Source organism: Paenibacillus sp. Soil787, from assembly GCF_001429545.1.
GTDB lineage: Bacteria > Bacillota > Bacilli > Paenibacillales > NBRC-103111 > Paenibacillus_E.
Genome location: NZ_LMSP01000045.1, coordinates 44,435 through 62,785 on the forward strand (window position 1 = coordinate 44,435; position 18,351 = coordinate 62,785).

Consider the following 18,351-nt stretch of genomic DNA (forward strand, 5'->3'; position numbering starts at 1 on the left):
ATGACAGAAAAAGATATCGATACTCAAGCTCCCGTAGATAACGAACAAGAACAAGAACAAGAACAAGAACAAGAACAAGATCAAGAACGCGAACAGGCCCAAATCATTATGACTTGGTTTCAGCACATTCAAGAAGTAATGAAAGAACAATTTCCCGAATATGAAGTAGATGGGCAAATCGGTAATAATCCGACTTACGGTCCAATGTTTGCTTTCACACTAAAAAATGATGAAAAGTCCACATCTTGCGGATTTTTCTTGAATGAAATTATGAGAAACTTCCAAACGAATCCGAATGCGGGGCTATGGTTATCCTCCTTCTTCGTAGACTTGCTGAGAAGCCCAGAAAATCATCCGCTGCCGAATCCTCCTCAATCGGAAGACGAAGCCAAAGAGCTGTTGGATAAACATATTGTTCCTTATTGCGCGTCTACCGTGCGAGAAGAATTCCCTGACCAAAAGATCTATGTGGACTTAGAGCTTCATGAGGAGCATGGTCCAGTCCTAGAGGCAGGCTTCGTAGCTGTTGAAAATGGCAATAATACGTGTGCGCTTCCGCTGCAATATTTAATGACGTTATATTTATTGAATCGTGACCCAGCAGAGCCTCTAATTCAAGCGATGTATCGCTTGTATGAAGAAAATAATCTAGGTCAATAAGGTTGAGAAGTGAACAGCCAGGAGGGTTTCCTCCTGGCTGTTTGGTTTGGTTTTAAGGGCTTATAGAGGAATAGTTTACTTCCTACAAACGGAGATACTCCTCATAGCTTCTAATAATCGGAAGTGCAGAGATAGAACCGAACTTCACATATTTCATCGCGTGCGACGTATTAAATAGCACGACGGAATCACTCGGACGCAGCCATCCACTGTCGCAGAGGGCGAGCAGACCTGCCCAAGTTGCCGAGCCTTCGGGGGACGAAGAGATGCCGAGCGAGCCTAGGGTGAGAGTGGCCTCGGCAATTTGGCTTTTGGAGACGGCGATGGCTGTGCCGCCGCTCTGTTTCACAATCGACAGGATGAACGCCAAGTCTGGCGGATTCGGTACTCGCATACCTGTCGGACTTGCTTCTACTCCGGCAGCTTGTGCACTTCCAGCATGACTGCATGCTAGGCCATCTACAATTGGTTGGCATCCCTTTTCCTGTACGCAGACGAATCTTGGCATGGGACCGTCAATCCAGCGGAGCGCTTTGAGCTCCTGGTATGCTTTCCACATGCCAATAATACCGGAGCCGCCGCCGGTAGGATAGATGATGACGTCGGGGAACGTCCAACCAAGTTGTTCGGCGAGCTCAAGTCCCATTGTTTTCTTGCCTTCTACACGTCCGGGCTCCTTCAGTGTGCCAACGTTAACCCAGCCCTGATCTTGTTTGCCAGCTTCAATGATTGCTGCTGCATCATGTATATATCCATCGACAAGGAAGGTGGCTGCTCCATATAACGGACATTCGTCCACAATTAATGGCGGGCAATCCATGGGAATAAAGACGGAAGCCTCAATCCCGGCACGTCCTGCATAGGCGGCTAATGCGCCCGCGGCATTTCCGTTAGATGGAACGGCCGCTTTCGTCACCCCCGCTTCCTTGAGCAAGGAAACAGCGACGGAGAAGCCTCTCGACTTAAAGCTCCCCGTAGGGTTCTGCTCTTCTCTCTTAATCCATAAATGTTTAATAGGCAGTTTCTGCTCCCATTCCTGCATACGCAGCAGTGGCGTCCAGCCTTCGCCTAAGGTGATGATACAATCAGGGTTACTCACTGGAAGCAATTCTTTATATCTCCACATTGATGGGTAGCGTGTTTGTAAAGCTTCCTTCGTTACCGTTCTAGCAATGTGCTCCAAGTCGTAATCGACCAGTAAAGTGCCACCGCAGTCGCATTTCATTTCTTGATAGCGGAAAGGGAGCCTTGCAGAACATCGTGAGCAATAAAGCCCCAATCGGTTCATCTCCGGGCCTCCTCAAAGTTTTCAACAGGAAAACTAAACTAGTTTTAATTTGAGTGTTGCTGCCGCAAACTCTTATTTAGACTATTAACAAGAGGAGAGGAAGGAAACGGCTTGTGTCTTTTGATTTATTTTATTTTCTAACTTATTTTTTTGCTTCATTTTTTAGTTTGGTTTTGTGAAATGACTTCATCTTGTGGAAAATCGATTTATCTTTCAGTTTCAAAAATAGCTCAAGCATAGGAATAAAATTAACCTCAATAATCCAAACATTTCCATCTTTGTCCAAAGCCATATCAATCCCCATCGTCCGCACCCAAGGGTAATAAGGGCTTAATTGCTGAGCTGCTTGTAGAGCAACTTTATCGAGCTCCGAGAGGAGGTCAGCAGCCTGCATCTTTTTGAGCACCGAGTATTCAAGAGCTTGCTCCACCGATACGACTTTACCGCTGCTCAGGCGAATATTCGTTACAATAAAGCCCTTCCCGGCCACTTTGGCCAGTTTACCCGTCACTTCCCAAGGAGAGTTGAGTCGGCGCTGCACCATCACTCTGAGATCAAAAGGGCGATCATTCATTGTGGCAAGTGGAATTCGCTGCTGAATGATATTGTTCTTGCTCGCTTGCTTTTTAATATAGGCGTTTAATTGGCTATGTTGGGTGAAATTTTTCTTCGCAGCGCCATCCTGTACCTCATATATGGAAGAATCCATCTTTTTGATCCGAATAACACCATTGCCCCCATAGCTCCCAGTCGGCTTAATGATGACCTCACCGTATTTTTTAATCAAACGCCAGAAAGAGCTCTCTCGCAGCCATGCTGTTTCTGGAAGATACACTCTCAGTTTAGACGATTTCCGCAGCAGCTTATATTTGGTCCATTTACTTGTGTTTAGTTTAGTTAAATTTATTATCGTCATTGGATTTCGCTTCTTGTTTGAGAATAACTAGATCATGTTCTTCAACCCTGAGCAGCTGATTGTGTTTATCAACGAAAACCACTTGAGGTTTGAGGCTGTTAATTTCGGTTTCATTCATAAGTCCCATACTAAGAATAATAACGAGGTCGCCAGGAGCAAAAAGGTGGGCAGGGGGACCATTCAAACCGATCTTGCCGCAGCCTTCCGGCGCAGGTATCGCGTATGTTTTCCACCGGGTGGCGTTACGCAGACTTGTAACTTGAACCATTTCATAGGGTAAAATATTCGCTTTGCGCATCAATAAACCGTCTATGGTAATGCTTCCCACGTAATCCAAATCGGCTTCCGTTACCGTCGCACGGTGGATCTTCCCTTTACACATAAGTCGCTGCATATGCAGTAGCTCCTTTATCATCACATTGGGTATTCATCACAAAGTATGCCTAAGGCCGGTCCCCTGGTGTAGGCTAAAGCCTATTTCCAATTAATAATGGGTAAATGCTGCGTTGAATTATGGCTGTGATATACTAGGCCCCTCCGGCCAAGGGAAGAGTACACTGCTTCGGATTTTGTCCACCTTGGAAAGCATGGATGGCGGAAGCTTATCCTTGCATGGACGACTTGTTACGAGTTGGGGACCAAGTGAATGGCGGAAGAAAGTCTGTTATGTCCCCCAACAGCCGATTATGCTGCCTACTACGGTCGCAGACAAACTGGCTTTGGTGAGTAAACTACATCAGCGTAGCTTCGATAAACCACTAGCGCAAAACTTGATGGAGCAGGTTGGCCTCGGTGACCTGAATTGGTCTCAGAAGACGGCTGATTTATCTGGGGGACAGAAACAGAGGGTTCAAGAATCTGTACCGGAAGACTCGTTGGAATGGACCGATTCATCCTTAATCGAAGGGGGGATGGATTCGTATTGTCTGCACTAGCGCTAGGCTTTACATTGACCTTTGTCATGATTACGGTGGCCTTATCGAAATGGCAGAAGCTTGGGCTTGAGAAGGACATTGCTGTGGGAACCATTCGTGGAGCCTTGCAGCTGTTGTTCATTGGGTATGTGCTTCATTTTGTGTTTCAGACGGAGTATTGGGGACTTATCTTTATTATCATTGCGATTATGATTGTGGTTGCTACACACAATGCGGGCAAACGCGGAGAAGGGTTAAAGGGGATATATTGGAGAATAGCGGCTGCAATTGCTATAACGGAAACGTTAACAATGTTACTCATGCTTGGTTTACATATTATCAAGCCAACGAGCCAATTCATTATCCCGATTAGCGGGATGACAATTGGTAGTTCAATGATTGTTTGTGGCTTATTTTTGAATCATATGAACCGTGAGGTGCAATCGTCGCGAGGAGAAATTGAAGCGCTGCTTGCACTCGGATCTTCGGTTAGACAGGCCATTCAGCAAGCACTGCAGCGCTCCGTGAAGGCCAGCATGATTCCGACGATTGACGGAATGAAAACAGTTGGACTCGTTCAGCTCCCTGGAATGATGACGGGAATGATTATCGCAGGCGCAAATCCTGTGGAGGCGAGCGGATATTTCCCGGGGAACCGCACAAAACGACATGATATGAGAGCAGCAAGAAGCGTCCGAGTTAGTTTACTCGGACGCTTCTTGCTGCGCTTCATCCTATTAATTTAAGGCCGCTAATTAATACCAGACTTGCAATAATCGTACGCAGAATATTGGTCGGTGCCTTGGCGGATAGCATACTGCCGATAACGACGCCGGGAATGGAACCGATAAGAAGATTGAGGACGAGTGTATAATTCACATTTCCCATACTTGCGTGCAGAATGCCTGCTGTCGTCGCAAGGAAGAAAGCATGAGCGATGTCAGTGCCTACGAGCTGAGCAGGGTTCATACGGAAAAAGTAAAGCATCGCAATAGCATACAGAGAGCCAGATCCAATGGACGTAAGTCCAACAACAAAACCCAGTACAGCGCCAATTGTAATGGTTAGTCCTTGTTTCTCCTTCAAAGATTGGAGCTGCCAGCGATTTTCTTTGATCTTGTGGCCGAAGAAAACTTTAAACAAGGTAGCAAACGCTACCAGAATCAAGACATAACCAAGAGCATGCTTAATAATGATTTCCTGATTATGAAAGAACGAATTGAATAGTTTCAGGAAAATAACGGCTGCGATTACACCTGGAATACTCCCCATAGCCAGCATTTTGACCAGCTTGAAATCAATCGTTTTCTGCCGCCAATGCTGAATCGTGCCAAAAAGCTTTGTGATCGAATTATAAAGCAGATCTGTTCCCACAGCAATTGAAGGATTAATTCCAATCAGGATCAAAATAGGGGTGAGCAGCGAAGCTCCGCCAACACCAGTTAATCCAACCATAAAACCAACGAATACACCCATAAATAATACACTTAAAGTCATGTTGTCATGTCCCCAATCGAATTTCCCACTAACCTTATTGGATTAATTTTATTACATAGAAAAGCATTATGTAAAGGGGAAATTTTAATTTACTTTTTTAACATCATCATACTCTGAACATGCTATTCATCCATTCTGGAATCAGTTACAATATATGGATGTGAAAAAGTCAGCATGTAGGAGGGGATATCCATGAGAAATCGAACAACGGTTATGGTGAGTATTGTTTTGGCGGTATTGGTGTCGTCTATCGATACCACAATTGCGAATACCACCATGCCGATTATTGTGAAAGAAATTGGTGGCAATGACTTGTACGCGTGGGCATTTACCTCTTATATGGTTCTTTCAACTGTATTAGCACCATTAGCAGGCAGATTATCTGACCTGTTTGGGCGTAAACGGATCTTCGCAGCGGGTATACTACTGTTTCTTTTCGGATCTGTGCTTTGCGGCTTATCTCAGAACATGCTGCAGTTGATCTTGTTCAGAGCGATACAAGGGATTGGTGCAGGGGTGATGATGCCTTTTCCTGCCATCATTGCGGGAGATATTTATCCAGTGGAGCAGCGCGGTAAAGTTCAAGCGTATTTCACAGGGATGTGGGGCTTATCTGCCATATTAGCACCTTTACTGGGTACATTCTTCGTGGCCTACCTGAGCTGGCGGTGGATTTTTTTCGTGAATATACCGGTATGTATCGTTGCACTTCTTGCCTTGCAGCCGTATAAGGAAGAGTATCAACCAAAGAAAGCAGTGGTCGATTATGGCGGAGCTATTTTGTTTGCCTGCGGCATATCCTTTTTGCTGCTTACTACAGCAGTTGAGCATTATAGTTACATGTATGGCGCGCTAGGGGGTATATTTATGATTGCTTTCTTTTTATATGAGAGGAATCATCCTGCGCCGATCGTTCCCTTAAATCTGCTGCGCAATCGCCCGGTGGCCATTATGATTGCAAGCTCTTTTCTCAGCTGCGCGGCTCTCTTTGGGGCTTCCAGCTTCATACCTCTCTTCTTACAAAATCAAGGCTACTCGTTGTTTGTCAGCGGTATTGCACTTCTGAGCACATCCATTGGGTGGATGGCTGTTGCTGTACCTGGTGGAAAATGGGTGCTTCGTTATGGATATAAACGGCTTCTAGTCATAGGTAATATGATACTTGTCATTACAGCCGCCTTCTTTTATTTCATTTACGAGGGTACTCCTTTTTGGTACACGTTTAGCGCACTAACAATGCTTGGTCTTGCCTATGGTTTAATCTTCACCATTACTACAATCGGTTCACAGCAGCTTGTAGAAGCGCACCAGAAGGGGATTTCCACCTCGCTGCAGCTCTTTGCACGGAATATTGGGACAGCGGTCAGCGTAACGATTATGGGGGCAATCCTTACTAAATCAATCGTCTTTTATACGGGGATTCATGGCATGTTCGTGTTTGGACTTGTGGCAAGCTTACTTTCATTGGCCATGCCGTTTGCTATTCGTTCTGCGTCCAATCTGAGTGAGGTTCAATGATGAAATCAAGCCAAGTTCGAGGCATTATTTTTGATATGGATAATACACTGCTGAGGTCTAGCATTAATTTCCAAATAATGAAAGAGCAAGTGGCGGACTACCTTATTGAGCATGATCTATTGCCGGTTGGTTTTGCGATTCAAGAGCATACCACATCTACCATGATTGCGTATGTGAAAGCGAAAGGGATGCCTGAAGAGTCTTATACCGAAGTGATGAAAATGGTCGTTCAGCACGAATTAATCGGCATGGAGGGCGCTGGACTGGAGCCCGATGTTTCCGAGCTTCTGGATGTTTTAATGAAGAGCTATGTCCTGGTTATTGTGACAAACAATTCATACAAGGCAGCGGTTCATGCGCTGGAAACGACTGGAATTCATCCATATTTTGATTTGATTATCGGAAGAGAGCAGATGGAAGCCATGAAACCATCTCCTTCCGGATACTTAGCTGCTAAGCAGCATTTTCCACAAATTCTTGAGAGCGAATGGATATCGATTGGAGATTCGTGGATAGATGGCAGAGCATCCATAGATGCTGGGATCCCCTTTATCAGCTATGGGCCTAACGGGCACTTGATGAAGGAGAAGGGGATTACCCCTATAGCGAATATTGACAGCTTGCTTAAGTTGTTAGATTATGTGTAGATAATGATTAATGAAAGTAGTGAATACGATGTTAGTTAATGTGAAATCTCGACTAAACGAAAATGAAGTACAAGAACTGCTTAGTTACAGTGTTTTTTCCGATCCTGAGGCGCTGCAGCCTGTTCTTGAGCGTTATGAAAATGATACTAATCTTTGGTTATTTGGGTATGAATCCGAAGGTATCATGGTGGGCATCATCGGCTTTGAACTCAGTGATAATCAGGAGATGACGATCACTCATCTTGCCGTTGAACCGGAAAGCAGAGGGGTAGGCTTTGGACGAGGGATTATCCTTGAAATTATTGAAGATATGCATCCCATTCGAATCATGGCAGAAACCGATGAAGAAAGTGTCCAATTTTATAGAAATATTGGGTTCGTCATTCGAAGCTTAGGGGAGAAATATCCCGGTGTAGAGCGTTTCGTGTGTACATATGAGGTAGAAGAAGCGGAAGAAGGGGATTAAGAAATCGCTGAGACTTCTTGAAACGGAACTACGATTCGTTATTTTGGGAAAAAGACGTTAAAAATTGAAATCGCGGAACGTGAGTTCGTTATTTATTCCAAATTGTACAATTCGGCAGCAAAAAAACGAAATAACGGATCGTCGTTCCGCCTGCTCATGAAATCGAGCATAATTCGTCCAAATAGCGGATCGTCGTTCCCTCAAACTAAATAAATGTATCTCTTTCAAAAGAGGATCTGAGTCGTCGACCGTAGACTCAGGTCCTTTTTGTGTTGCGCCCAGAATGAGCGTTCAGTGCTAGACACCCTCCCATACTTGATACTGGCTATTTCGGCAAAGACTATTTTTGAGTGATGGTCTAAAGTAAGTGTCATGTTAGAAAGCTTTTCGCATATATTGTGGTAGATTATTAACTTTTAAAAAAAGAGTGAAAGCGATTTCGATTCGTCATTTTAAGTGACAAAATTCACAATGCTGACAAGCCCAGATCCGTTTTTGTCGAATTTGCAAGCAAGTTTCCTAAGAAATTGGAGGGTGCAGAGATGCTGCATATTGTCGTTTGTATCAAGCAGGTACCTGACTCGAGAGAAATTCGCATTGACCCCAAAAATAATACGTTAATTCGCCAAGGTGTCCCAAGTATCGTGAACTTCTATGATATGCATGGGCTGGAAGAGGCGCTCCGAATTAAGGATGAACAAGGTGCGAGGATTACAGTAGTAACAATGGGACCTCCACCTGCGGAGAAAGGCTTAAAGGAATGCATCTCCCTTGGTGCAGACGATGCTGTATTGGTGACCGATCGCGGCTTCGCGGGTGCGGACACGCTGGCGACATCGTACGTTGTAGCCCGAACCATCCGTAAAATCGCTGAAACGTGGGGACCGGTGGATATCGTTTTTTGCGGCAAACAAACGCTGGACGGCGACACGGGGCAAGTTGGGCCTGGCGTCGCATGCCGATTGGATTTGGAACAGCTTACTTATGTAAACAAAGTCGCCAGTGTGGATGAAAAGCGGCGGAAAGTGCGTGTCCATCGGCTCTTGGAAGATGGCATTGAAGTCGTTGAGACAAGCATGCCGGTGCTGATCACGGCGCTGAAGGAACTGAATAAGGTGAGACGAGCATCGCTGCCTGGCATGATTCGGGCTGCGAGTTATAAGCCGACGGTTTGGACGACAGCCGATTTTCCAGATCTAGAAAAAGCGAAAATAGGGCTAAAAGGCTCACCAACGATCGTAGCCAAAACTTGGGTGCCGGAGGTAAAAGCGGTTAAAACGCAGATGATCGCGTTTGATTCGCCGGAAGCAGCGGCTGCTCAGTTAGCTGATCAACTCATGACGAAGGAGATGCAGACGTTGCTAGACTGGTCTTCGTGAAAGTAAGCATGTGTACGACCTAAACTCAGAATCACCGTTACGGGAATGGAGGAAATCACGATGTCAAATGAACAATCACTGGACCAGCCTGAAGTGTCGATGCCCGATTGGTCGGCTTATCGGGGGGTACTGATCGTTGTAGAGCAGCGAGATGGAGCTGCGAAGAAGGTTTCCTGGCAGCTGCTGGGCGAAGGCAAGAAGCTGGCCGCGAAGCTTGACGCGCCGCTCATGGCGCTAGTCATAGGTGAGGATGTGGGCCATCTCGCCGATGAAGCCGTGCATTACGGCGCGGACAGGGTGTTCCTATGCGAAGCGCCCGAGCTTCGCACGTACAGAACTCGGCCATACAGCCGAGTGTGCTTGAAGCTGATCGAGGAAGCGAAGCCCGAGATCGTGCTGTTCGGCGCGACAGCGACGGGCCGCGACTTGGCAGGTGCGATAGCGACGCACCTGCCGACGGGGCTGACGGCCGACACGACGCAGCTCGACGTGGAGCCGCCGCCGTCGAGGCTGCTGCTAGCCAGCCGGCCGGCTTTTTCCGAGAAGATGATGGCCACCATCCTCTGTAAACAGTACCGGCCGCAGATGGCGACGGCGCGGGCCGGGGTGTTTCAGGCGCTCCCGAAGGACGCGTCGCGCCAAGGCGAAATCATTCGCATCGAGGCGACGATGCGAGAGGAAGAGATTGCCGCGCAGGTGCTGGACTTCCTGCGCGAAACAGGAAAGCTCAATCTCGAGGATGCCGAGATTATCGTGGCTGGGGGCCGCGGGCTGGGCGGGCCCGATGCTTTCGGGCTGCTCGCCGAGCTAGCGGATGCGCTCGGCGGCGTCGTTGGCGCATCGCGTGCCGCGGTCGATGCGGGCTGGATCGGGCATGAGCACCAGGTTGGTCAAACCGGTGCCACCGTACGGCCGAAGCTTTACTTCGCCATCGGCATTTCCGGTGCGGTTCAGCATACCGTGGGTATGAGCCATGCGGATGTCGTTGTGGCGATAAACAAAGACGATAAGGCGCCAATCTTCCAATTTGCTCATTACGGCATTGTAGGCGATATGTTCAAAATTGTTCCTGCCATTACGAATGAGATAAGGAAGCGTCGAACTTTATTTGGCATTCAACTAGCAAATACCGAAAGCTCCTTGCCGACCGACGATTCGAAGACAGGGGTTAAAGTAGCCCTTGAGAGGAGTGAAGCCAAATGAACGAGAAATTTGACGCGATCGTTGTCGGCGGTGGTCCGGCGGGCGCAGCAGCGGCTTTGACGATGGCACGTGCAGGATTATCTGTTGTATTGTTGGAGAGGGGCGAGTTCCCCGGAGCCAAAAACATTTTCGGAGGCGTCCTATACCGTAAGCAAATCGAAGAGCTTGTTCCTGAATTTTGGAAAGAAAAAAACTTTCCCATGGAGCGTTACATTGTGGAGCAGCGCATCTGGATGATGGGCAAAGAATCCATGGTCACCTTCGGGCACCGCAATGAAGCTTACAAGGAGCCTTACAATTGCTTTACTGGACTGCGGGTTAAATTCGATCAGTGGTTCGCGGACAAAGCCGTTGCAGCTGGAGCCATCCCTATTTACGAAACTGTTGCGCTCGATGTGATACGCGAAGGTGAAAGGATCGTCGGTGTACGTACCGATCGAGATGACGGTGATTTGTACGCCGATGTAGTTGTCATTGCCGATGGCGTGAACTCCTTGCTCGGGAAGGCGATGGGCATTCACAAAGAATGGATGCCGGACGAAGTTTCGCTCGCTGTAAAAGAAGTCATTGCACTTCCTAGGGAGAAAATCGAAGACCGATTCGGACTCGAAGGTGACGAAGGCGTTACGATTGAGTTTATGGGCGAGACCTCGCTAGGCATGGCAGGCATGGGTTTTCTATATACGAATAAAGAAACCATTTCACTAGGCGTTGGCGTTATGGTTAATCATTTGCGGGACAAAAAAGTGAAGCCTTATGCGGTCCTCGATGCCGTTAAGCAGCACCCGATGATTCGGAAATTGATTCAAGGGGGAGAAACGAAGGAGTACTCCGGGCACTTGATTCCCGAGGGTGGCTTTCACTCCATCCCGCCTTTGTCGGGAGATGGCTGGTGTGTCTGTGGGGATGCCGCGCAGTTAATCAACTTTGTTCATCGTGAAGGCACGAATTTAGCCATGACCTCTGGTCGACTGGCCGGCGAGGCGATAGTCGAGGCCAAAGCGCAAAGCGACTTTTCCGCTGCATCACTCAAAGCCTACGACCAGAAAATTCGCGAATCTTTTGTCCATAAAGACTTACAGAAATACAAAGGCATGCATCAATTCCTCAAAGAGCAGGACCCAGAGTTATTGTTCGACAAGCTGCCCAGAGCGCTGAATGAAGCGGCTTACAACATGTTCCTCGTGGATGGGATTACCAAAGCAGATAAGCAAAAAATGGCCATGAAGCTTATCAAAAATGCCGCAGGCGGTACAGTAAACCTGATGAAGTTAGGCTACAAGGGATGGAGGGCGATGAACGGATGAGCCAAAGTGACATTTCAGATAAGCTATTTACCATTCGTTATAAATGCGATGATAAGTCGCACCTTGTCATCAAGGATACGCAGACCTGTTTAAATTGTGTAACGAAGGATTGCAATTATTTCTGTCCCTCGGACGTCTATGAATGGGAAAAGAAACTCAAAATTACCACCGTTGCATTTGAAAATTGTATCGAATGCGGGACCTGCCGAATCGCATGTCCATCCTACAACATTGATTGGGTCTACCCCAAAGGCGGTTATGGTATGACTTATAAATTTGGCTAAAACGAAATATACGAAAAGGAGCTAAGGCTATTTCGAGCCTTTGCTCCTTTTTTAATGCAATCAAAAACTACATTCCTCCATATGTAGGTGCTAATCCTCCATAGTTTTGTTCACGAAGGGGTATGATAATAGAAGGAGGAGGGATATTATGCGAATTACATTTGAACCAACACAAGGACTATTCCATTTACAAAACAAGCACATGAGCTATGTTATTCAACTAATCAAATCCGCTTACCCAGCCCATGTGTACTGGGGACGCCCTATCCGATCAGGTCAATTGGCTTCGATCCTACAATTTCAGGAGAGATGTTCGTTTTCACCCAATCCTGTTCCCGAAGATCGCAGCATTTCTTTCGATACATTGCCTCAGGAATATCCGGCATACGGTACAAGTGATTATCGGGAGCCAGCTTATCAAGTTGCTCTTCCTGATGGATCAACCATTACTGAGCTCATCTATGACAAGCACCGAATCTACCAAGGAAAACCGGTGCTCGAAGGGCTTCCTGCCACATATGTAGAGCAAGATAATGAAGCGGAAACATTGGAGCTTGAGCTCGTTGATTCTATCATTGGTTTGCGCGTCATTCTTACGTATACAATATTTGAGCAGCACGCAGCGATGACTAGATCGGTGCGTTTCGTAAATGAAGGTTCTGGTGATCTAAAGCTGCTTCGAGCGCTTAGTTTGAGCCTTGATTATCAGCATAGCGATTTTGATCTTCTGCAGCTTTCAGGTAGTTGGGTTAGAGAACGACATATCGAGAGAAGACCTTTAGCACCTGGAAAATTGACTGTAGAAAGTCGCCGCGGATCAAGTAGTCATCAGCACAATCCTTTCGTAGCACTGCTTTCCAAGGATGCAAATGAGGATCATGGCGATGTTTATGGTTTCAGCCTTGTTTATAGTGGCAATTTCGCTGCCCATGCAGAAGTTGAGCCGTATGGCTCAGCACGTTTATCCATGGGGATTAATCCATTTGATTTTGGCTGGCTGCTTGAGCCGGGACAACATTTTCAAACACCTGAAGCCGTAATGGTTTACTCAAATGCTGGTCTAGGGGATATGTCAAGAACGTATCATAAGCTTTACCGCACTCGGCTTTGCCGCGGTGAATTCCGTGATCGGACAAGACCTGTGCTCGTGAATAACTGGGAAGCAACCTATTTTCAATTTAATGCGGATAAAATAGAAAGCATCGCCAGTGCCGGCAAAGAGCTTGGTATCGAGCTATTCGTTCTTGACGATGGTTGGTTCGGCAAAAGAGACAGCGATGACAGCTCCTTGGGCGATTGGGTCGTTGATAAGGCCAAACTACCGGGTGGACTAGAGGATCTCGTCTCCAGAGTCAATGGGATGGGACTTGAGTTTGGACTTTGGTTTGAACCCGAAATGGTATCCCCTGACAGTGACTTATATCGAAAACACCCAGACTGGTGCCTGCATGTACCGAACCGTAGACGTACGGAAGGCCGTCAGCAATTAATATTGGATTTTTCACGTGCAGATGTTTGTGAAGCGATCACCAAAATGATCCGTGATATTCTAAGCAGCGCGCCGATCACTTATGTCAAATGGGACATGAACCGTAATATGACCGAAATTGGTTCCGCTGCATTGCCGCCTGAAAGACAAAGAGAAACAGCTCATCGCTACATTCTTGGACTGTACCGTATTCTTGAAACATTGACGACCGAGTTCCCGCATATCTTGTTCGAGAGCTGCTCCGGTGGCGGTGGTCGGTTTGACCCAGGCATGCTGTATTATATGCCGCAAACATGGACAAGCGATAACACGGATGCAATCTCCCGTTTGAAAATTCAGTATGGAACGAGCATTGTTTATCCTGTGAGTACAATGGGAGCGCACGTATCCGCTGTACCAAATCACCAAGTTCACCGTGAGACATCTCTGGAAATGCGCGGCGATGTTGCGATGTCCGGCAACTTTGGTTACGAACTCGACTTAACCAAGTTTAGCGACGAGGAAAAAGAAATCGTCAAGAAGCAAATTGCCGATTATAAGCATATCCGACCACTCGTCCAATTCGGCGACATGTACCGCCTACTCAGTCCATTCGAAGGTAACGAAACGGCTTGGATGATCGTTTCTGAAGATAAGACCCAAGCTATGGTCGCTTACTTCCGAGTGCTCGCCGAGCCTAATGCGCCTCTCAAAACGCTGCGGCTCAAAGGTCTCAACCCATCCTTCGATTACCAAATCGCAGGCTTGCAAGGTCAGTACCCCGGCGACCATCTGCTTTACGCCGGCCTTCCAGTCTCTGGTCTCCACGGAGACTTCCAAAGTAAAATCTGGCTGCTCGAACATAAGCCATTATAGACAGTTCAAAAACACTGACTTCTTCACTGAGGTCAGTGTTTTTAGTTTCACGGAAGGGGGCTAGTGCAACAACGCTTTTCATTTTGATTGATGAGCTGGCTTCATATTTGTTCAGGTTTACGATATGATAAGGATATACATAATTTCTATTTTTTATCACGAAGGGAGATTCATTCGATATGCTGCAACGACCTGGTTGTGAAGAATACTCACCATTTTTTACTGGTTACATTTGTCAAGTTCCGGAAGGCGACTACTTGTCCTTTTTACACGGTCAATTAGACGCTGTTGACGCCTTGTTTTCGCCGATTACTGATGAGCAAGGGCTTTATCGATATGAGCCGGGGAAGTGGAGCTTGAAGGAAATTTTGGGGCATATGACGGATACGGAGCGTATTATGAGTTATCGGATGCTGCGTATTGCTCGTGGAGATACAACGAATTTACCAGGATTTGATCAGGATGTATACATCACGAATGCTTCTTTCGACGAATTGTCGATGGAGGATTTGTTGAAAGACTTTCAAGCCGTACGTCAAGCCACATTTTCACTGTTACAAACAATTTCAGAAGCTGCCTGGTCGCGTAAAGGGATAGCTAATAACAATGAAATCTCTGCACGCGCGATTGCCTATGTAATAGCCGGTCATGCTCAGCATCATCTTGGCGTCATCCAACAAAAATACAATTATTAAAAAACGAGAAGTCCTGAGGGACTTCTCGTTTTTTTAGTATAGGGATAAGGCAAGGGAGTCGCGCTCATTAAAGGAATGGAGAATCGCTTCACAACCTACGATTTCAATACTAATGATAGAGTCCAAACATTTCTTAATCGTTGCTCTTCCTTTGGTCACTTTCGCTTCAAGTGCGGATTTCAGTAAATTGAATTTCTTTTTATTTTTCTCATCTGAGTAGACTGGCACGGGTTTGTTGTGAATTGTAATAAACATTTTCATCATTTTTCACCATCCTAGGAATTGGATATAAGATTAGCATATATGAATATTATTAAATTAACCTTAAAATAGTTTTACAATTTTGAAACAAAACCATATATTTCTATGATTTTTACTTCTCATAAGAATATACGTATGAGAGACAAGAATTGTTTCATTCTTAGATAGCATTTCTTGAAAAATTTGTGAATTCAGTGATTTTAATTTTGCTGAGCGTTTTGGCGAAAAAGCTTGGGGGATGTCCCAAATCTATGTTTAAATGCTCGGTGGAAGTAGGGATAGCTGCCGAAACCGCAGCTTAAGGCGATTTGCTCTAGGGACATTGAACTATCATGCATGCGTTCCACAGCACTGGATAAGCGTACCTCAAGGGCATATTGGATCATGGTTTTGCCGAAGCATTCTTTGAACAAATGAACCGCGCGGGAAACGCTGAGCCCAACATGGTTGGCAACATCATCAACTTTAAAAGTAGCCGTAGCTTGTGCTTCAATGAACCTCTTCATACGTGTCCCAGTAAATGGGCGCCCTTGTAAGGAGACGGTTTCTGTTGCAGCACGCTCAACATATAGGCAAAGTGCTTGCAGCAAATAGCCGCTAAGCTCTTGATTTTCTTCTTCCATTCTTCGTTTTTCGAGAATAAGCTGCCGCCATAGCGAGATTAACCGTGCATCTAAGTCGATGCGCGTACAAGTCTGTTTAAGGCTGCGTTTCCACCATGCATCGATCCAAGCACCTTTACAGAATACATAATAGTCGCCACTGGCGATTTTATTGCTTGGTTGATCTGACTCGTGTTCGATACGAAGTTCATAAGGGTCACCCGGTTGAAAAAGGAGTAAATGACCAGCTTCCACTCGCTGCATCTGACCATCCACAAGAACCTCGGAAGTACCTTCTGTTTGTAAACGGAAAAGATAAGAGATTAGACCAGCTTTGGTACTCACATTAAACGGTTCCATATGAAAAGAATAGCCGCAGGTTAAGACCTCAGTTTCCATTGTATTCACCTTTCGTAGCCAAATAGGAGATGTTTTGATTATATCGTGAATGGTCATATAAGGCTATGATCCAGTATACTAATTCTATTATGTTCGATTTATCCAAATATAGATGATAAGAAAAGAGGAGAACAAATGGGACGTTTAGGAATTGGTCTGCAATTGTATACATTAAGAGATGATATGGAGAAAGATATGGAAGGCACACTTCGTCATGTAGCGAAGTTAGGATATGAAGGCGTAGAATTCGCGGGGTATTACGGTAAGCCTGCTGACGAACTTAAACAGCTGCTGGATGAGCTGGGTTTGAAAGCATTCGGCAGTCACGTGAGTTTAGAGAGATTTCGTAAAGATCTTCAAGGAGAACTGGACTACCTGAAAACAATCGGTGCGAAATATGCAATTTGCCCTTATGTTGGTGCTGAAGAACGTGAGTCAGCAGATCAATGGAAAGCACTAATTGCTGAATGCCAAGCGATTGCTGTAGAAACGAATAAACAAGGTTTGCAGTTCCTTTATCACAATCATGATTTCGAATTTCATTATAAAGTGAATGACGAGTTCGTCTTTGATGCCATGTTTGCCAAAACGGGTGAAGATGCCATTAACGTAGAGATGGACGTTTGTTGGGTTCAATTCGCCGGTCAAGATCCCCTTGCCTACATAGCCAAATATGCGGGCCGTTTACCGCTGCTTCATTTCAAAGATTTCACGAAAGATGCAGAAGGTAAATTAGTAACACTCGAACTGGGCTTAGGCGATGTTCCTTTGGAAAAAGTGATTAAAGCGGCAGAGCAAGCAGGCGTGGAATGGCTTGTTGTTGAGCAGGATCACTGCCAGAAGCCACCGCTAACAAGTGTCGAGAACAGCTTAAACTGGGTCAAAGAACATTACACGAATGTTCATAACTAACAATTAGAGGGAGCATAAATAAATATGAGCAAAATTAAAGTAGCCGTAGTAGGTTGCGGTTCTATAGCTAAACATAGACACATCCCCGAATATGCTTGGAATTCGAATGTTGAACTCGTTGCTTTCGTCGATCCTGTTCTGGAGAGAGCGGAGCACTATGCACAGCTGCACGGCGGCAAAGCATACAGCAATTATACCGAAATGTTGAAGCAGGAAAAAGTGGATGCAGTTAGTGTATGCACACCGAACTTTCTCCATGCTGAAGTATCCATTGCCGCTGCAAATGCAGGCGCTCATGTACTGGTTGAGAAGCCAATGGCTTCAACGGCTGAGGAAGCAGAGGCCATGATTGACGCGGCAAAGAAAAATGGTGTGTTTTTGATGGTTGGTCACAACCAACGACTGATGCCTCCACATGTCAAAGCCAAAGAAATTTTGAATTCCGGCAAATTAGGTAAAGTGCTGACATTCCGTACATCCTTCGGACATCCAGGTCCAGAAGGCTGGAGCGTCGACGGACGCGAAAGCTGGTTCTTCCGCAAAGAAGAAGCAACAATGGGCGCGATGGGCGATCTTGGCGTACACAAATCAGATTTAATTCGTTGGATGCTTGCCGATGAGGTGGCACAAGTAGCTGCTTTCGTCGGTACCCTGCATAAAGAAGGTACAGATGTTGACGATAACGCGACTTGCTTGCTGCGCATGAAAAGCGGTGCGACAGGATCACTAGTCGCAAGCTGGACTTATTATAAAGGTCAAGACAATTCAACCGTGTTATGGTGCGAGAATGGTGTTATCAAAATTGATACCGATCCGAATGACCAAGTCATTGTTGAGCTTCGTGACGGTACGGTTGAACGTTATAAAGTTGGACAAATCGCAACGAATGAGAAACAAACGCATAGTGGTATCATTGACGAGTTCATTACTTGCATTTTGGAAGGCCAAAAGCCGCGTATTTCCGGCGAAGAGGGGCTTCGCTCTTTGCAAGTTATCCTTGCAGCCTTCGAATCTGAAGCGACAGGAAAAATTATCTCCATGTAATCAAGGTCATATGAT

At 46.0% G+C, this 18,351-nt stretch carries 20 protein-coding genes; 14 read left to right on the forward strand and 6 right to left on the reverse strand.

Annotated features, from left to right (window positions below):
- Positions 1 to 660, forward strand: a complete 660-nt coding sequence (locus tag ASG93_RS28830; RefSeq protein ID WP_156411091.1) for a hypothetical protein — start codon at positions 1 to 3, stop codon at positions 658 to 660.
- An 82-nt stretch (positions 661 to 742) separates the two neighbouring features.
- On the opposite strand, the gene ASG93_RS28835 is transcribed toward ASG93_RS28830, so the two are convergent.
- The 3 genes from ASG93_RS28835 to panD form a co-directional block, all read right to left on the reverse strand.
- Positions 743 to 1,948 (reverse strand): threonine synthase, encoded by a 1,206-nt coding sequence (locus ASG93_RS28835; RefSeq protein WP_056837788.1) that lies wholly within the window; start codon positions 1,946 to 1,948, stop codon positions 743 to 745.
- A gap of 142 nt (positions 1,949 to 2,090) precedes the next feature.
- Entirely contained in the window at positions 2,091 to 2,864 is a 774-nt protein-coding gene (locus tag ASG93_RS28840; protein WP_056837790.1) for a YheC/YheD family protein, read from the reverse strand.
- Positions 2,842 to 3,258, reverse strand: coding sequence for an aspartate 1-decarboxylase (gene panD / locus ASG93_RS28845; RefSeq protein WP_056837791.1), 417 nt, complete (start codon positions 3,256 to 3,258; stop codon positions 2,842 to 2,844). The genes ASG93_RS28840 and panD overlap by 23 nt, the downstream gene beginning before the upstream one ends.
- Positions 3,259 to 3,370: 112 nt before the next feature.
- Here panD and ASG93_RS28850 point away from each other — a divergent pair, with 112 nt between their 5' ends.
- Together ASG93_RS28850 and ASG93_RS28855 are read left to right on the forward strand one after the other, a co-directional pair.
- Positions 3,371 to 3,799: an ATP-binding cassette domain-containing protein gene (locus tag ASG93_RS28850; protein WP_082615169.1), complete on the forward strand. Its 429-nt coding sequence runs from the start codon at positions 3,371 to 3,373 to the stop codon at positions 3,797 to 3,799.
- Complete coding sequence (locus tag ASG93_RS28855) at positions 3,787 to 4,524, forward strand: ABC transporter permease (RefSeq protein WP_056837795.1); 738 nt, start codon at positions 3,787 to 3,789, stop codon at positions 4,522 to 4,524. The genes ASG93_RS28850 and ASG93_RS28855 overlap by 13 nt, the downstream gene beginning before the upstream one ends.
- Here the strand turns inward: ASG93_RS28855 and ASG93_RS28860 are convergent.
- Positions 4,508 to 5,275 carry a sulfite exporter TauE/SafE family protein gene (locus ASG93_RS28860; RefSeq protein WP_056837797.1) on the reverse strand — a complete coding sequence of 256 codons (768 nt, stop codon included), beginning with the start codon at positions 5,273 to 5,275 and terminating at the stop codon, positions 4,508 to 4,510. The genes ASG93_RS28855 and ASG93_RS28860 overlap by 17 nt on opposite strands.
- Positions 5,276 to 5,467: 192 nt before the next feature.
- Between ASG93_RS28860 and ASG93_RS28865 the strand changes: the two genes are divergently transcribed.
- The 9 genes from ASG93_RS28865 to ASG93_RS28905 all read left to right on the forward strand — a co-directional run bounded on the left by ASG93_RS28865 (position 5,468) and on the right by ASG93_RS28905 (position 15,118).
- Positions 5,468 to 6,793 (forward strand): MFS transporter, encoded by a 1,326-nt coding sequence (locus ASG93_RS28865; protein WP_056837799.1) that lies wholly within the window; start codon positions 5,468 to 5,470, stop codon positions 6,791 to 6,793.
- Positions 6,790 to 7,440, forward strand: a complete 651-nt coding sequence (locus ASG93_RS28870) for an HAD family hydrolase (protein ID WP_056837801.1) — start codon at positions 6,790 to 6,792, stop codon at positions 7,438 to 7,440. The genes ASG93_RS28865 and ASG93_RS28870 overlap by 4 nt, the downstream gene beginning before the upstream one ends.
- A 10-nt stretch (positions 7,441 to 7,450) precedes the next feature.
- On the forward strand, positions 7,451 to 7,906 hold the full coding sequence (locus tag ASG93_RS28875) for a GNAT family N-acetyltransferase (protein ID WP_235551008.1): 456 nt from the start codon (positions 7,451 to 7,453) through the stop codon (positions 7,904 to 7,906).
- Positions 7,907 to 8,448: 542 nt separating this feature from the next.
- Positions 8,449 to 9,285 carry an electron transfer flavoprotein subunit beta/FixA family protein gene (locus ASG93_RS28880; RefSeq protein ID WP_056837803.1) on the forward strand — a complete coding sequence of 279 codons (837 nt, stop codon included), beginning with the start codon at positions 8,449 to 8,451 and terminating at the stop codon, positions 9,283 to 9,285.
- Between the two features lie 60 nt (positions 9,286 to 9,345).
- Complete coding sequence (locus tag ASG93_RS28885; RefSeq protein ID WP_082615171.1) at positions 9,346 to 10,488, forward strand: electron transfer flavoprotein subunit alpha/FixB family protein; 1,143 nt, start codon at positions 9,346 to 9,348, stop codon at positions 10,486 to 10,488.
- A complete protein-coding gene (locus ASG93_RS28890; RefSeq protein ID WP_056837805.1) occupies positions 10,485 to 11,795 on the forward strand; it encodes an FAD-dependent oxidoreductase in 1,311 nt (436 codons plus the stop codon). The genes ASG93_RS28885 and ASG93_RS28890 overlap by 4 nt, the downstream gene beginning before the upstream one ends.
- Positions 11,792 to 12,079 carry a ferredoxin family protein gene (locus tag ASG93_RS28895; protein ID WP_036634482.1) on the forward strand — a complete coding sequence of 96 codons (288 nt, stop codon included), beginning with the start codon at positions 11,792 to 11,794 and terminating at the stop codon, positions 12,077 to 12,079. The genes ASG93_RS28890 and ASG93_RS28895 overlap by 4 nt, the downstream gene beginning before the upstream one ends.
- Before the next feature lie 148 nt (positions 12,080 to 12,227).
- Positions 12,228 to 14,423, forward strand: coding sequence for an alpha-galactosidase (locus ASG93_RS28900; RefSeq protein ID WP_056837807.1), 2,196 nt, complete (start codon positions 12,228 to 12,230; stop codon positions 14,421 to 14,423).
- Between the two features lie 179 nt (positions 14,424 to 14,602).
- Entirely contained in the window at positions 14,603 to 15,118 is a 516-nt protein-coding gene (locus ASG93_RS28905; protein WP_056837809.1) for a DinB family protein, read from the forward strand.
- Between the two features lie 33 nt (positions 15,119 to 15,151).
- On the opposite strand, the gene ASG93_RS28910 is transcribed toward ASG93_RS28905, so the two are convergent.
- Together ASG93_RS28910 and ASG93_RS28915 are read right to left on the reverse strand one after the other, a co-directional pair.
- Positions 15,152 to 15,379: a hypothetical protein gene (locus ASG93_RS28910; protein ID WP_029198041.1), complete on the reverse strand. Its 228-nt coding sequence runs from the start codon at positions 15,377 to 15,379 to the stop codon at positions 15,152 to 15,154.
- Between the two features lie 200 nt (positions 15,380 to 15,579).
- The gene (locus tag ASG93_RS28915; RefSeq protein WP_056837810.1) at positions 15,580 to 16,380 is read right to left on the reverse strand and encodes a helix-turn-helix domain-containing protein; all 801 of its coding nucleotides are present in this window, start codon (positions 16,378 to 16,380) and stop codon (positions 15,580 to 15,582) included.
- A 135-nt stretch (positions 16,381 to 16,515) separates the two neighbouring features.
- On the opposite strand from ASG93_RS28915, the gene ASG93_RS28920 reads away from it, so the two are divergent.
- Both ASG93_RS28920 and ASG93_RS28925 read left to right on the forward strand, forming a co-directional pair.
- A complete protein-coding gene (locus tag ASG93_RS28920) occupies positions 16,516 to 17,292 on the forward strand; it encodes a sugar phosphate isomerase/epimerase family protein (protein WP_056837812.1) in 777 nt (258 codons plus the stop codon).
- 24 nt (positions 17,293 to 17,316) lie between these two features.
- Positions 17,317 to 18,336: a Gfo/Idh/MocA family protein gene (locus tag ASG93_RS28925; RefSeq protein ID WP_056837813.1), complete on the forward strand. Its 1,020-nt coding sequence runs from the start codon at positions 17,317 to 17,319 to the stop codon at positions 18,334 to 18,336.
- The last annotated feature ends 15 nt before the right edge of the window (positions 18,337 to 18,351 follow it).